The 14,678-nt window shown below is 56.2% G+C and carries 15 protein-coding genes and 1 tRNA gene; 6 read left to right on the forward strand and 10 right to left on the reverse strand.

The genetic code is table 11. The features are described from left to right. The first annotated feature begins 50 nt into the window (after positions 1-50). Positions 51-126, forward strand: a tRNA-Pro gene (locus H8Z83_RS03070). Positions 127-336: 210 nt separating this feature from the next. Further along, on the forward strand, positions 337-867 hold the full coding sequence (locus H8Z83_RS03075) for a hypothetical protein (RefSeq protein ID WP_187013703.1): 531 nt from the start codon (positions 337-339) through the stop codon (positions 865-867). A gap of 158 nt (positions 868-1,025) precedes the next feature. On the opposite strand, the gene H8Z83_RS03080 is transcribed toward H8Z83_RS03075, so the two are convergent. From H8Z83_RS03080 to H8Z83_RS03110, 7 genes are all read right to left on the reverse strand, one after another. Next, positions 1,026-1,235 carry a hypothetical protein gene (locus tag H8Z83_RS03080; protein WP_187013704.1) on the reverse strand — a complete coding sequence of 70 codons (210 nt, stop codon included), beginning with the start codon at positions 1,233-1,235 and terminating at the stop codon, positions 1,026-1,028. Next, positions 1,232-1,753 carry a flavodoxin family protein BilS gene (gene bilS, locus H8Z83_RS03085; RefSeq protein WP_187013705.1) on the reverse strand — a complete coding sequence of 174 codons (522 nt, stop codon included), beginning with the start codon at positions 1,751-1,753 and terminating at the stop codon, positions 1,232-1,234. Before bilS ends, H8Z83_RS03080 begins: the two co-directional genes overlap by 4 nt. 47 nt (positions 1,754-1,800) lie before the next feature. After that, positions 1,801-2,712: an NAD(P)/FAD-dependent oxidoreductase gene (locus H8Z83_RS03090; protein ID WP_187013706.1), complete on the reverse strand. Its 912-nt coding sequence runs from the start codon at positions 2,710-2,712 to the stop codon at positions 1,801-1,803. Next, complete coding sequence (locus H8Z83_RS03095) at positions 2,709-5,075, reverse strand: ribonucleoside triphosphate reductase (protein WP_187013707.1); 2,367 nt, start codon at positions 5,073-5,075, stop codon at positions 2,709-2,711. The genes H8Z83_RS03090 and H8Z83_RS03095 overlap by 4 nt, the downstream gene beginning before the upstream one ends. A gap of 19 nt (positions 5,076-5,094) precedes the next feature. Then, positions 5,095-5,790: an anaerobic ribonucleoside-triphosphate reductase activating protein gene (locus H8Z83_RS03100; protein ID WP_337416060.1), complete on the reverse strand. Its 696-nt coding sequence runs from the start codon at positions 5,788-5,790 to the stop codon at positions 5,095-5,097. Positions 5,791-6,074: 284 nt separating this feature from the next. Further along, positions 6,075-6,605, reverse strand: a complete 531-nt coding sequence (locus H8Z83_RS03105) for a DUF1003 domain-containing protein (RefSeq protein WP_418481296.1) — start codon at positions 6,603-6,605, stop codon at positions 6,075-6,077. A 36-nt stretch (positions 6,606-6,641) separates the two neighbouring features. After that, positions 6,642-7,871, reverse strand: a complete 1,230-nt coding sequence (locus H8Z83_RS03110) for a PucR family transcriptional regulator (RefSeq protein WP_187013709.1) — start codon at positions 7,869-7,871, stop codon at positions 6,642-6,644. 278 nt (positions 7,872-8,149) lie between these two features. Here H8Z83_RS03110 and H8Z83_RS03115 point away from each other — a divergent pair, with 278 nt between their 5' ends. From H8Z83_RS03115 to H8Z83_RS03130, 4 genes are all read left to right on the forward strand, one after another. After that, positions 8,150-8,584, forward strand: coding sequence for an Hsp20/alpha crystallin family protein (locus H8Z83_RS03115; protein ID WP_187013710.1), 435 nt, complete (start codon positions 8,150-8,152; stop codon positions 8,582-8,584). Between the two features lie 50 nt (positions 8,585-8,634). Further along, on the forward strand, positions 8,635-8,877 hold the full coding sequence (locus H8Z83_RS03120; RefSeq protein WP_187013711.1) for a hypothetical protein: 243 nt from the start codon (positions 8,635-8,637) through the stop codon (positions 8,875-8,877). 263 nt (positions 8,878-9,140) lie between these two features. Beyond that, positions 9,141-9,452, forward strand: coding sequence for a hypothetical protein (locus H8Z83_RS03125; protein ID WP_187013712.1), 312 nt, complete (start codon positions 9,141-9,143; stop codon positions 9,450-9,452). Next, positions 9,439-9,960 carry a hypothetical protein gene (locus tag H8Z83_RS03130; RefSeq protein WP_187013713.1) on the forward strand — a complete coding sequence of 174 codons (522 nt, stop codon included), beginning with the start codon at positions 9,439-9,441 and terminating at the stop codon, positions 9,958-9,960. Before H8Z83_RS03125 ends, H8Z83_RS03130 begins: the two co-directional genes overlap by 14 nt. Positions 9,961-10,214: 254 nt before the next feature. Here the strand turns inward: H8Z83_RS03130 and H8Z83_RS03135 are convergent, their stop codons facing one another. The 3 genes from H8Z83_RS03135 to H8Z83_RS03145 form a co-directional block, all read right to left on the reverse strand. Continuing rightward, positions 10,215-11,018, reverse strand: a complete 804-nt coding sequence (locus H8Z83_RS03135) for an HAD-IIA family hydrolase (protein ID WP_243184709.1) — start codon at positions 11,016-11,018, stop codon at positions 10,215-10,217. Between the two features lie 127 nt (positions 11,019-11,145). Beyond that, positions 11,146-13,722, reverse strand: a complete 2,577-nt coding sequence (locus H8Z83_RS03140) for a cation-translocating P-type ATPase (RefSeq protein ID WP_187013714.1) — start codon at positions 13,720-13,722, stop codon at positions 11,146-11,148. A 305-nt stretch (positions 13,723-14,027) separates the two neighbouring features. Continuing rightward, positions 14,028-14,432 carry an MmcQ/YjbR family DNA-binding protein gene (locus H8Z83_RS03145; protein ID WP_243184710.1) on the reverse strand — a complete coding sequence of 135 codons (405 nt, stop codon included), beginning with the start codon at positions 14,430-14,432 and terminating at the stop codon, positions 14,028-14,030. Between the last annotated feature and the right edge of the window lie 246 nt (positions 14,433-14,678).

A 14,678-nucleotide genomic window follows, 5' to 3' on the forward strand; every position in this document is an offset into this window, starting at 1 on the left:
AATATGCCTTGACATCCCGAACCGGATACCGTATAATGGTAAAGCTGTATCCGGGTGTAGCGCAGTTGGTAGCGCGCATGGTTCGGGTCCATGAGGCCGTGGGTTCGACTCCCGCCACTCGGACCAAGTAATGATAATCCGAACTACATTATCCAAGTGGGTAGTGTGTTCGGATTTATCATTTCTATTGAAAGTGTTTTATAGTAAACAAGGGCAGGAGCTTATTCCTGCCCTTGCTCTATAATGTCTGCTGTGTTATAATTTAATATATAGACAGCATGGGTATGAGTATTATCCATCAAGCCGATTTGTAATAGTTTTTTGGGGAGAACTTGAATGAAAAAAAGGGCAATTTTTCTTATTGTACTGATTATTATTTTCGGTGTAGGGATTAGTTTCTTTATGTATTTTCCTAAAAGTATTGAAAATGCACTTAATAGAATAAAATATCCCTTTGAGGTAGGAGAGATTTTAGCGTCTCAACAGATTGACGAAAATCTCACCGCTGTTATATATACGAACAAAGAAGAAAAAAGCAATCTTCAAAACGCCATTGTACGAAAGCGAGGCATCTTTTACGATGTCATTGAAACAAACGGTTCCGTGCATATCGAAAAACCAAAGCAACTTGAATCGGGTCAACTTAGAACCCAAGTATTGATTTCTTGGTATGATAAAAGTGATAAATATGTTATTATGGCAGTTGCCTACGATGAAGATGTATCTACCATTACCTATTTAAACCAAGAGTTGATACAGCTAAATGTGAATGGTTATCGCTTATTTTGGGGATACGGAATTGGCGAATATGATGAAATGCACATGTTTGACAAAAACGGAAATTGCCTAGAACAGATTAAGGAATAAACTATATAATAGAGAATCCTACATAACAGCAGGCGGGAGCATCGTTACAGATGCTCCCGCCTTTGTTATACCTTGTTCTCTTGTCCGGCCTGCTGCTTTGCTTTCCACGCGGCGTATTCCCGCTGCCCGTCCCCGTTTACGGGCGACGGAGGGTTCTTTTAAATCGGGGTTGGAGTCTGGGCGAGGAGGAGGATCACCACAACGGCGGCCGCAAAGCCCGCGGCAGCGGCCAAAACCGCGATGCCGGTCCGAAGCCGCTTTCCGGTGGCTCTGCACACCAGCCAGACACACACCATACAGGCTGCGGCTGCCAGCAGGGAGATCCCCAGCCCCTTCCACAGCCACGCAAGCTCATAGAACCATCTCATATCAACTGTCCTCCCTCTCTCCGCACAGCCTGTTTCAATTCTTCAAGGTCATGGTCATCCGGATGGGTGAGGGCGCGGTCAAAATTCCGGATCAGTCCGTCCAGATTGGGAGCCGGGTTGGGCTGCTGCTTCATTTTTTCATACCGCTCCCGGACCGCCATGGGCATTTTGCCTTGGCACATATAAGTGCCGATGATCGAATTGCTCTCGTCGATGCTCTCCTTTACCCGATCCAGCACCTTTTGAAAATACGCCTCGCTTTCGCCGAAGCCCGCCGTGCCGAACAGGAAAATCTTCTTGTTTTTCAGGCGCTTCAAAAGCGCAAGCGCCGCTTCATCCGCAGTCCCCTTATCCGTCCAGAAGCCAACATACAGCTTTTCGGATTCGACCGCACCGGCTTCGTCCGTGCCGAAATGATCGCACAGATCCGCCGGAAGGCTCTCCCGGATCGCCTCAGCCAGCAGTCTGGTATTTCCCGTTCTGCTGGAATAAATAATGGAGTAGCGTTCATCGTTCATAAGCGTATCCTCTCTTTACTTTGATTGTTGGGATGATCCGGTGCGCGTCACTGTTCCGCCAGCCACCGGCAGGCGGAGACCACCGCCAAGGTGCCGTCCGAAACCGCCGTGGTCAGCTGCCGTACCTGCTTGTGCCGACAGTCGCCTGCCGCAAAAAAGCCCGGTGCGGCCGTTTCCATCCGGTCATTGGTCAGGAGATACCCCTCTTGATCCCGTTCCGCCAGTGCCGCGGCCATTTCCGTATCGGGAACGCGGCCAAAGGCCACGAACAGCCCGCTGACCGGGAGCCGCGTCTCCCGTCCGTCGGCATTTTTCAGCAGAAGGTGTTCCAGCTCTCCGTTGTCGGCGTGGAGATCGGTGATGACCGTATCCGTCAGGATGGTAAGATTTTCCCGTTGGGCCGCCTGTTCCACCAACGTCTGCTCCGCCCGGAAGGTTTTTCTCCGGTGGATCAGTGTCACGCTGCGGCAGCGTCCGGCCAGAAACAGGGCGTCCTCAAAGGCGGTATTGCCGCCGCCGGCCACCGCCACGTCCTGCCCGTCAAAGAACGGGCCATCGCACAGGGCGCAATAGCTGACGCCGCGGCCTACCAATGCTTCTTCACCGGGCAGACCCAGCGTCCGGGGCTTTGCCCCAGCGGCATAAATCACCGCCCGGGCCGACACAGGCCCGTCCTCCGTTTCCAAAAGGAACGTGCCGCCCGTGTTTCGTTCGATCCTCTGTACCCCGCTGAAGGTCAGCTCCGCCCCGGCCGCTTCCGCCTGGGCATACATCCGGTCCCCCAGTTCCATGCCGCTGACCGCGCCAAGGCCGGGATAATTCTCCACCAGCGGCGAGAGGGTGATCTGCCCGCCGAAGCCGCTGCCCTCGAATACGGCAACGGAGCGTCCCGCCCGTGCGGCATACAGGGCGGCTGTCAGTCCGGCGGGACCGCCGCCGATCACAGCAAGCTCGATCATTGGGCATACTCCCGGAGGAACGCCTTGATCTGGGCTGCGCCCACATAGAGAGTGGGTTCCTCTCCCCAAGCCACCAGCGTGGGGGCCTGCCGCAGGCCAAGTGCCTTTGTCTCCTCCGCATACTGTGCGGCATCCTTTTCCTCATAGGGAACGCCCGCCTTTTGCAGCAGCGGCTTCACCGCCCGGCAGTTGGGGCAGGTGGCCGTGACGAAGAGCGTGTAACGGTCTGCTTTCCCCGAAACGGGCGCGGTCTCTTTCACTTCTTCCGCCGGAGCGGCTGCATGGGGCTGCGCCGCATCGCTCACCTGATAGGTTTTTCTGTCCTGATACTCCTGACTCTTGCCGTCGTTCCAGTTCTGCACCGGGCGGTAGTAGCCGGTGATGCGGCTGTAAACCTCCGTTTTCCGTCCGCAGATGGGGCAGGTGAACTGCTCCCCGGCCAGATAGCCGTGGTCTGCGCAGACGGAATAGGTGGGAGACAGCGTATAGTACGGCAGCTCGTAGTTCTCCGCGATCTTACGGACCAGCGCCGCCGCTGCCCGCCAATCGGGCAGCTTTTCGCCCAGGAAGGTGTGGAACACCGTGCCGCTGGTGTAGAGGGTCTGGAGCTTGTCCTGTACGTCCAGTGCGGCGAACACATCCTCCGTGCAGCCCACAGGCAGATGGCTGGAATTGGTGTAGTAGGGCGTCCCGCCCTCGTGGGCGGTGATGATATTGGGGTACTGTGCCTTATCGTGCTTGGCAAGGCGATAGGAGGTGGACTCGGCAGGGGTGGCCTCCAGATTGTAGAGGTCGCCATACTGCTCCTGATAATCGCTCAGCCGCTCCCGCATGTGCTTCAGCACCCGAACGGCAAAGTCCTGCGTCTCCTCATGGGTGAGGTCCTTGCGGAGCCAGTTGGCGTTCAGACCCGCCTCGTTCATGCCGACGAGGCCGATGGTGGAAAAGTGATTGTCGAAGCTGCCGAGATAGCGCTTGGTGTAGGGGTACAGCCCCTCCTCCATCAGCCGCCCGATGGTAGTGCGTTTGATCTTCAGACTGCGGGCGGCAATATCCATCATGTGATCCAGCCGGGCGAAGAAATCCGCTTCATCCTTGGCAAGATATGCAATACGGGGCAGGTTGATGGTCACGACGCCCACGGAGCCGGTGGACTCGCCGCTGCCGAAGAAGCCGCCGCTCTTTTTCCGCAGTTCCCGGAGGTCCAGGCGCAGGCGGCAGCACATGCTGCGCACGTCGCTGGGCTCCATGTCGGAGTTGATGTAGTTGGAGAAGTAGGGCGTTCCGTATTTGGCGGTCATCTCAAAGAGCAGCCGGTTGTTCTCCGTCTCGGACCAGTCAAAGTCCTTGGTGATGGAATAGGTAGGGATGGGATACTGGAAGCCGCGGCCGTTGGCGTCGCCTTCGATCATGACCTCGATGAATGCCTTGTTGATCATGTCCATCTCCGGCTGGCAGTCGCCATAGGTAAAGCTCATGGGCTTGCCGCCCACGATACAAGGCTGACCGGCCAGATCGGCGGGTACGGTCCAGTCCAGAGTGATGTTTGAGAACGGGGCCTGTGTGCCCCAGCGGCTGGGGGTGTTGACGCCATAGACAAAGCTCTCGACGCAGTGCTTGACTTCATTATAGCTGAGCTTATCCATCCGGACAAAGGGGGCAAGATAGGTATCAAAGCTGGAAAATGCCTGCGCACCCGCCCACTCGTTCTGCATAATGCCCAGGAAATTCACCATCTGGTTGCATAAAGTAGCCAAGTGCTTGGCCGGGGCGCTGGTGATCTTCCCCGCCACACCCCCCAACCCTTCCTGAATGAGCTGCTTCAGGCTCCAACCGGCGCAGTAGCCGGTGAGCATAGACAGATCATGGATATGGAGGTCCGCGTTGCGGTGGGCGCTGCCGATCTCCTCGTCATAAATCTCGCTGAGCCAGTAATTGGCTGTGATGGCGCCGGAGTTGGACAGGATCAATCCGCCCACGGAGTAGGTGACGGTGGAGTTTTCCTTTACCCGCCAGTCGGACACCCGCAGATAATCGTCCACCAGCTTTTTGTAGTCCAGAATGGTGGAGCTCATGTTCCGCAGCTTTTCCCGGTTCTTGCGGTAGAGAATGTAGGCCTTGGCCACTTCCGCATAGCCGGCCCGCTGAAGAACGGCCTCCACGCTGTCCTGAATGGTCTCCACATCGATCCGGCCATCCCGGATCTTATCGGCATAATCCGCCGTGACCTGCAAGGAAAGCAGGTCGATCACATCCGGGGCATAGGGAATATGGGTGGCGTCAAAGGCTTTCATAATGGCACTGGAGATACGGTTGAGACTGAATTCGGCAACATGGCCGTCCCGCTTGATGACTTGATACATGGTCCTCTTCTCCTTTTCTCTATTGTCCACGGATCTGTGTGCTGGGAATATCAGGCAAAACGCTGTCCCGCAGCGCTTCGATCTCTTCTTTTGTCAGGGGCTTCATGCCGCTGCCCACCAGTTCGCCGGAGTCCACAAAGGGTTGAAGGAAATAGCGCTTCGCACCCTTGAGCCAACGGCCGATCCCGGCCATCTCCTCCGGTGTGTGCAGCGGTGCGCAGACGGTGGTGCGGAACTCATAGTCCACGGCGCCCGCCATCAGCAGTGCGGCACTCCGCTTCACCGGTCCCAGAAGATCCACGCCGCCGCAGGTCTCCGCATAGCGGTCCGGGCTGTTCTTGATGTCCATGGCAGCATAGTCCAGCAGCCCCTCCTGCGCCAGCGCTTCCAGCATGTCGGGGTTGGTGCCGTTGGTGTCCAGCTTCACGGCAAAGCCCAGCGCCCGGATCTGCCGCAGCAGCGCCGGAAGGTCCTCGTACAAGGTCGGCTCCCCGCCGGTGACGCACACGCCGTCCAGCTTTCCTCGACGGGTCTCCAAAAAGGCCAGAAGCTTCTCCGTGGAAAGGCCGCCGGTCGCACGGTCCGGCAGGACCAAAGCGGGATTGTGGCAGAAGGGGCAGCGCAGATTGCAGCCGGGCAAAAACACCGTGCAAGCCACTTTGCCGGGGTAGTCCAGCAGCGTTACCTTTTGCAGTCCGCCGATCCGCATACGCATCTCTCCCTCCCGCTGATCGTCTCTTAGAATTTAAGTATATAATGGCGGGCCCGTTCTGTCAACTGCCGAAGCACAAGATATTGTGTCTATTACGAAATAATAGTACTAAATAAAATTCGTCATATACAAGCTGACCGTGATTGCACAGTCTCCAGCAAATCCAAGGAACAGCAAGCAGGCACCTGAAGCAAAAACCGGGACATCCTGTTGGATATCCCGGTTTTTGTTGATCCTTCTAAAATCATGCTTGAATTTACAAAAAAGGTACAAGCCTCAAAGCACGTTTATTTTTCACCGTCCGCTTTCGGTGTTCCCTTCTTCTGCCCTGCCAGATGCTTTTCCAGGGCGGACTGCCTGGCAAGGATGGCGTTTACTTTATCGTAGAGATCCTCGATCATAATTTCCGTTTTGAGATTCACCTTGTAATCGTTCTCGGCACGGCGGCGGTCCTTTTCCTCCTGCCGGTTCTGGCTCATCATAATGAGCGGCGCCTGAATGGCCGCCACGCAGGAGAGCACCAGATTCAGCAAAATAAAGGGAAAGGGGTCGAAGGCCTTTGCCGCCAGCAGTGTGTTGACCACCATCCAGAGGATCAGCACGCCGGTGAAGGAAAAAATGAATGCCCAACTCCCCGCAAATTTCGCGATGGCGTCCGCCGCCCGCTGACCGAGGGTGTATTTTTCCTTCTCACCCGCGGGATTTTCGGAAATTTTGCTGTCCGCCAGCAGGTTCAGCACTTCCTCGTCCGTCATGTCATGGCGGATATCCTTGAGAACTTCTCTTAAAAGCTTTCTGTTTTCTTTCATAAATATCATCCGTTTCTTTTTGAATCTTCGCCTAAATGTACGGCTTTATGCCTCATTTTTCGGGGTATGCAGAAAGAAATCCGGCCCCTTGTTCTCAAACAGAATGAGGGACACACCCAGCAGCAGGTCGGCATGGAAGGACGGGTCATCCAGAGGAATGTCGAAATCCTCCTGCAACCTGCGGATGCGGTAAAGCACCGTGTTGCGGTGGGTGTAGAGCGCGTCGCAGGTCTTTTTCAGAGAGCGGCAGCAAATCAGGTAATAGTAGAGCGTTTCGCAGTATTGCGTGTTCTTTTCCCGGTCATGGGCGGCCAAGCGGCGCAGTTCTACGGAGATCAGACCTCCGCGCCCCTCCAGATTTTTCAGCAGCAGGGGTATACGGAGCTGTGCCGCAGAGCAGACCCGCTCCCCGTGAAAACGCTCATCCCGCATCAGTTCCAGCGCCTCCCGCGCGGTGGGGTAAAGCTTGGGAAGGTCGAAAAGCTCGTCCAGCGGCTCGGAGATGAGGACCTTGAGGTGGAATTCCTCCGCCAGATCATCGAACGCCTGAGCATCCTCGTCCTCGTGCAGGAACAGGAACACATCGCCCTTGTACAGAAAGGGGTGGCTGTCCGGAAGCCGCGCCTCCAGTGCCTCCTTCAACCGGCGCTTCCCGGCGTAAACGCTGTGGTAGGCCGCCAGATCCACCAATGCGAAGGTCCGCGGGTGGAAGTCCGCAAGGTAGGTATTGGCGGCCTGAAGCTGAAAATACGCAGCAGAGGAAAAGCCGCCGTCCAGCAAATGCATGAGTATGTCCTCTGCGGTCTCAAAGGGCTTGTCCTGCCGGCTGGCCTCCACAAACAGCTGCTTGGCGAGGATACGCTCCACCAGTTCCCATGTCTGAGCGGGAATTTTTTCCAGATGTCCGTCCGTGTCCACGCAGATGAGGCAGCCAAGCTGGACCCCCGCGCTGACAAGGAGTGCAAATCGCCGGGGATACGGACTGCCCGGCAGTTGGAGAAAGTCCGCCCGCCCTTCCGAAAGGGCCGGGCTTCTGCTGATAAGCACACCGGCTTCATAGGTGATCTCGCCGCAGCTCACAACGTTTTGAAAAAGCTCATCGGAGAATCCCTGCGGCAGGCGGTATGCCGCCACATGAAAGGTATCGTCCAGCACCAGCAGCGGACAGTCCAGAATCTTGCCTGCGCTTTCCGCCAGTTGTCTGAGATCATCCTGCGCGAAGAATTCCTCCAGCAGCGTCTCAGCGCCGCAGTTTTCCCACTGTGTGTCTCCCATCGCCCTCAGCCCCTTTCCACTTGTGCTTTCAGCACAAGCATCTCTTTTTTTATTGTACTCACAGTTTCTTGTTTTTGCAAGGAAAAAAGATAAACTATACAGCAGAAAGAGGGAAAAAGGAAGCAGCCAGGGTGATGTGCAGTAACTGATGCACATTCCGAGCATGGCAGCCGATGGGTCGAAGATCGCCGCAGGCAGCGTTTGCTTGTGCAATCAGAACGTGCCGCCCTGTTTCCGCGATTCAATTTTGTAATTTCATCTCGAATGGAGGAATTATTATGGTACCCAGCATCTATGGTGAAAACATGTTTGACGATTTCTTTGACAACAGTTTCTTCGGCGGTCACAGCCCCCTGTTTGGCAAGCACGAGAGAAACCTGATGAAGACCGATATCCGCGAAACGGATGACGCCAAGGCTTACCGCTTCGCAGTGGAGCTGCCCGGCTTCCAGAAGGACGAGATCCATGTGGACGTGAAGGACGGCTATCTGACCGTCAGCGCCCAGAAGGGTCTGGACAAGGACGAAGAGGACAAGAAGGGCCGCGTTCTGCGTCAGGAGCGCTATGCCGGTGCCTGCTCCCGCAGCTTTTATGTGGGTGATGTGAAGGCCGAGGATGTGAAGGCCAAGTATGAATCCGGTGTGCTGACCGTCCTGATCCCCAAGAAGGAGCCCAAGAAGATCGTTTCCGGCACCTCTGTCATCGTTGAATAAACAGCTTCGGCGCGCTGTTGTGCGCCGGATGCGAGGCTGCTGAAGCAGCCATGCGGCTTGCCGTCTGTTCATCAACAGGCGGCAAGCCGTTTTATCTAAAATTATATCATGGAGAACCGCCGATGAAAGAAGACCGCCGCCCGCAGGAAATCTGCGCGATTTGGATCGACCACACAAACCGGATCATCTCATTCCGCAAGGAAGATGGTTTTGAGCCCCGCGCCTTTCTCTCACCAGATGAACAAATGCAGTATGCACTGGAAAAATGCTCCAACGGCTGCCGGGTCCAATGACCGGCTGTGAATTCCGCATGCGGAAGTATGCGCATTTCTGCAATGTTCCGTCCCCCCTTCTCATGAACCGCAGCAGACAGGATGATTTCATCAGAAATCATCCTGTTTTCATATCAGGGCGGCAGTCTTGAGCCGCGAAGGGTACTTCTGAGCAAGTTGATGCTTGACAAAAACAGTGGAAGATGGTGCACTATAATTGTAGGATTTTACCATGACCGAAGTCAGTCTCGTCATGATTCCGCAAAAGGAGGAGGAAATGTAATTTGAAAAAGCTGCTGATCTGTCTCGCGCTTCTCTGCATCTTTCCTCTGATTTTTTCCGCGTGCTTCTCCAAACAGAACGGCGGTTCCGACGATCCCGGTGATTTTGCCGACCACGGAGGTGCGCCTATGGAGTTCCAGCATTTTTCCCTGTCGGAAAGCGGTATGTCCGCGCAGAGCTATGTCTACGAGGGCTATAAAACGGAGACCGGTGTCCATTTAGAGCATTTTATCCGCTCGGAATACTGGGACAACACGGTTTCCGGTAATGTAAGCCGTCATTATCGAAAGTCTCCGAGGTGTGAACGGGTATGAATTTTACCCGGAGGACGGCTCGACTCTGTACGAAGAGGAAGCGTGGGAGCTGTCGGAACAGGCCCGAAGTCTTTGGCTGCGCCTCACCTTCGCCGGGGAGTATTCCGAGGGCATGAGTCCCGTCCAAATTCAGGGTCGGAAGTACCTGCCCATGTTCCCCGCTCGGGACGGCGTCTACACCATTGAACAGGTTCGAGAAAAATTCTTAGCGGTCTTTTCCAAGGAATTTACGGATAAGACCCTGAATGCCGCCATTGCGAGCAAAGATCTGCTTGAATATAACGGCAACGTCTATGCAGCGTACAGGAAAAACAGGGGCAAGACCTCCTACAACAGCTGGGCGGATCACGTCCGGGATGACGGCGCCGGGAAATTCACGGTGGTGATGGGTGTCAGCATGCCGCCGGACGGCAGCACAGTCTATGTGGAGCTGCCGACTGAAAAAACGCGGCAGGCAAGTTCGTATTTACGGATTATCCCTACTGGGATCGGTCGGAATGATGTCTGAATCTTCACCTGACTTGCGGGCAGCGTGAACATAGGCATAAAACTTTATTTATGAGCAGCGCATCACGAACATGCACAAATGCCAGTGCATGAAGTTCTCGTGCATTATTTCCGGTTGCCCCGCAGGGGGCGAGGAAATGGCACATTTCTTATTATACTATGCTTTTGCGTCGCAAAAATAAGGGAGGACGAAAACGTCCTCCCTTTTCTGCATCCACTTTGCAGATTTGCGCCTGGTACGGTGAGTTGTGCAGTTTATGCCTTCTCTCTGCGGGCCATGGCGGCGATATCGCCCACGCCGTCCAGCACGATGCTGGGGCGGTAGGCATAGGTCTTGAGGGTCTCCCGCGTGGAAACGCCGGAGAGCACCAGCACCGTGGACATACCGCTCTCCATGCCGGAGATCACGTCGGTATCCATGCGGTCGCCCACCATCACCGCCTCACCGGAGTGGCAGTTCAGCTTTTTCAGCCCTGTCCGCATCATCAGCGGATTGGGCTTGCCGCAGAAGTAGGCCTGCTTGCCCGTTGCCATCTCAATAGGTGCGATGAGGGCACGGCAGGCAGGGGCGATGCCGTTTTCAATGGGGCCGGAGACATCGGAGTTGGCACCGATGAGCTTGGCCCCCTGCATCACCAGATTTGTGGCTTTCGTGAGGGTGTCAAGCGAATAGCTGCGCCCCTCGCCTACCACCACATAGTCGGGGTTCACATCGTTCATGGTGATGCCTGCGTCATAGAGGGCGTTGAGCAGTCCTGCCTCGCCAATGGCAAACACGGAGCAGCCCGGTGCCTGCTCCCGCAGGAAGGCGGCGGTGGCCAGTGCGCTGGTATAGAAGTGCTCCTCCGGCACATCAAGGCCCATGCGGGCCAGCTTCTGGTTCAGCTCCCGGGGCGTATAGCCGCTGTTGTTGGTAAGAAAGAGATATTCCTTGTCCTCATCATGCAGCCACTGAATGAACTCCGCCACCCCCGGCAGAATGCGGTTGCCGTGGTAGATGACGCCGTCCATATCGCAGATGAAGCCTTTTTTCTCGTTAAAATTGATGGGAGTCTCCATGTTGTTCCTCCTGCCCTTCTTGTTAATATTCCATCTTCTTTTACTGTATCATGCAAGGAATCGGATTTCCATCAAGAAACGGTAAATTTTTCGGCATGATTCTGTTTACCGCACAATGCCTGCGGCCTTACCGCCGCAGCAGCTTCAAAAGCTGGATGACCACCATGGAGCCGAAGGCCAGTCCTACGATGGCCCCCACCATCCCAATGGACAGGGGAGCCACGGCGAACAGCGGTTCCAGCGCGGGAACCAGCAGCACCAGTCCCAGCAGCAGAGCGCCGATGGCAAAGGCACCCAACAGGGCACGGTTGTTCCAGAAGTGCCGGGTCAGCAGCACCGGATGCTGGGATTTGCAGCTAAAGCCGTGGAACAGGCGGCTCAGGCACAGGGTAGAGAAGGCCATGGTCTGCCCAGCAGCGGCACCGCCGGCGTTCAGTCCCAGATAGAAGGCCGTGACGGTGGCGGCGGCGATCACCAGTCCTTCAACACCCACACTGAACAGGAAGGTTTTGGTCAAGATGCCTTCGTTCCGGGGCCGGGGCTTTTCCGACATGACCTCATCGGTATGAGGCTCCAGCCCCAGCGCAATAGCGGGCAGAGAATCCGTCAGCAGGTTGATGAACAGCAGGTGCACTGCCGCGAAGGGCACGGGCAGTCCCATCAGGGAGGCGTAGAGCACCGTCAGAATGCCCGCCGTATTGCCGGAGAGCAGGAACTGAATGGCCCGCTTGATGTTGGCGTATACGTTCCGGCCGTTCTTCACGGCTTTCACGATGGTGGCGAAGTTATCGTCCGCCAGCACCATACCGGCAGCATCCTTGGCCACCTCCGTTCCCGTGATGCCCATGGCAACGCCGATGTCCGCCTGCTTGAGAGCGGGGGCGTCATTGACGCCGTCGCCGGTCATGGCTACCAGATTGCCCCGCTGCTGCCACGCCCGGACGATGCGGATCTTATGCTCCGGGGACACACGGGCGTAGACACTGACCTTTGGCACGAAGTCCTGCAATTCCTCGTCGCTCATGCTGTCGATGACCGCGCCCTCCACGGCCTCCGTGCCGTCCCGCAAAATGCCGATCTCGCGGGCGATGGCCGCCGCCGTGATCTTATGGTCGCCGGTGATCATAATGGGGCGGATACCGGCACGGATGCACTCCGCCACCGCCGCCTTGGATTCCTCACGGGGCGGGTCCATCATGGCGATGAGACCGAGGAAGGTCAGGCCGTTTTCATCCGCCAGAGTGATGGCCGTACTGTCCACACTGCGGCAGGCGAAGGCCAGCACCCGCAGGCCCTCGTTGGAAAACTGTTCGTTGACCTGTTCGATCCTCGCCCGTTCCTCCGGCGTCACCACGCAGCGGTCCAGCAGCACGTCCGTCGCGCCCTTGGTGACCAGCATCAGGCCACCCGCCAGCTTGTGGACCGTGGACATCATTTTTCGGTCGGAATCGAAGGGGATCTCCGTCAGGCGGGGCCAACGGTCCCGGACAAGATCCTCGTCAAAGCCGTTGGTCTCCCCCAGCCGCACCAGTGCCGTTTCCGTGGGGTCGCCGATTTCCGTATCTCCGCTGATGACCGCATCGCTGCACAGCAAAGCCGTCCGCAGCAGCGGCTCCTGTAACGGGTCCCGGAAGTCCGCGTCCTTGGCGTCGATCACCTCGCCTCCGGTGTAGAGCTTGCGCACCGTCATACGGTTCTGGGTCAGCGTACCGGTTTTATCCGAGCAGATGACCGACACGCTGCCAAGCCCCTCCACCGCCTGCAAATGGCGGATGATGGCGTTTTCCTTGGCCATTTTCCGGGTGCCGAAGGACAGCACGATGGTCACGATAGAGCTGAGGGCCTCCGGGATAGCGGCCACCGCCAGCGCCACGGCGAAGAGGAAGGCGTTCATCACGTTTTCGTGCCGCCACAGCACGCTGACGCCAAACAGCACTGCGCAGATCACCAGAATGATGATCGACAGCTTTCTGCCGAACTGGTCCAGACTGACCTGCAGCGGCGTTTTCCGTTCCTCCGTGTTTTTCAGAAGCTGGGCGATCTTGCCCATTTCCGTGTCCATGCCGGTGGCCGTCACCAGAAAGCGGCCCCGCCCATAGGTGACGAAGCTGCCGGAGAACACCATGTTCTTCCGGTCGCCCAAGGCCGTCTCTCCACTGAGCGGCTCCGTATCCTTTTCCACCGGCAGGCTTTCGCCGGTAAGGGCACTCTCCGCGCACTTCAGACTGGCACACTCCAACAGGCGTCCGTCGGCACAGACGGAATCTCCCGCCTCCAATATGACCACATCACCGGGAACCACCTCTCGGCCGGGGATCTGTACGATCTGACCGTCCCGCAGTACCTTGGCGGTGGGGGCGGACATCTGCTTCAGGCTGTCCAGCGATGCGGAGGCCTTGACGGTCTGAACGGTGCCCAGAATTGCGTTCATGGTGATGACCGCCAGAATGACGATCATGCTCTCCACGTCCCCCATGCAGGCGGAGATGACGGCGGCCAGAATGAGAATCAACACCAGAAAATCCGCAAACTGCCCCAGAAAAATCTGCCAAACACTCTTTTGCTTGCCGGCGTGCAGTTCGTTGGCACCGTATTTCAACAAACGGAGCGCCGCATCCTCCTGTGATAGGCCGGTCTCCCGGCAATCCAGTTTCTGGAACAGCTCCACGCGGGATTGTTCCCAAATGTTCTTTTCCTGCTTCATGTACTGTGTCTCCTTTCGGCGGACGCAAAAAAGGCGAGCCCTTTTGCGTCAATGCCTTCACATTGATACAAAAGTCTCGCCATTTCAATCCGCAGCGGAGCCAAACGGCCCGTACTGACGCCAACGGATACACAAAGCTGTGCAAGCTACTCCCTTTTGAACGAAGAATACACGGTTTTCTGCCCGTTGTCAAGACGTGTTTTCGCTAAAAATCGTTAAGATTCTCTCGTGTCCGGACCCACCGAGGAGCCTGTGTCCCCTTTTCTTTTCGATTCAGCAGCTGCCGTTTTCCCTTTCAAACGCTGTCAGCCCTTCTTTTTGCGCACCTTTGGTGCTGTTGCCTGATAGCTTACATCGAGCAGCATTTTAATTTTGTCATCCGCCACACTGCCATCCAGTGCAACGGTAATCCAGCTGTCCTTCCGCATATGATAGGCTGGAAAAAAGCCGTTCTCCATCAGCAGCGAGCCTGCCAGAATGGGACCGCATTTCAAGTTGACAGCGTCTATCCGCTCCTCACCTTGCAGTCCAAGCTTGCTTTTCGGCAGATCCATAATAACCGCAAGCCATTTTTGATTGCTGCTGTGGCGGAACACCTCATAATTGGGATATTGGAGCCACGGACGGTCCGCGCTTGCCGGATAGGTTTCCAAGGTGAACGTTTCCAATTTCTTCCGGTCCATGCCTGTATTCTCTATCATTTCACTCATTAGAAGCCTCCATGAATACGTTCTTCCCCGCAAAAGCCAGCTGCTTTCTCTCTGCAATCCTACCTGATTTGAGCCATATTGTCAATTTTTGATAGGTTTCACTGCAAAAAGGCCGTTCGCATCACGGAAGGTGCAGCCGGCTTCTGGTGTGTGATCGATCCAAGTCAAATACCTGCTCGGTAATCACACCGCTGGCGCTGGATCATGGGCGTTTTGGCCGCGTCCTTACAGAACATGCCTGCCCGC

Source organism: Dysosmobacter segnis, assembly GCF_014297285.1.
GTDB classification, from domain to species: Bacteria; Bacillota; Clostridia; order Oscillospirales; family Oscillospiraceae; genus Oscillibacter; species Oscillibacter segnis.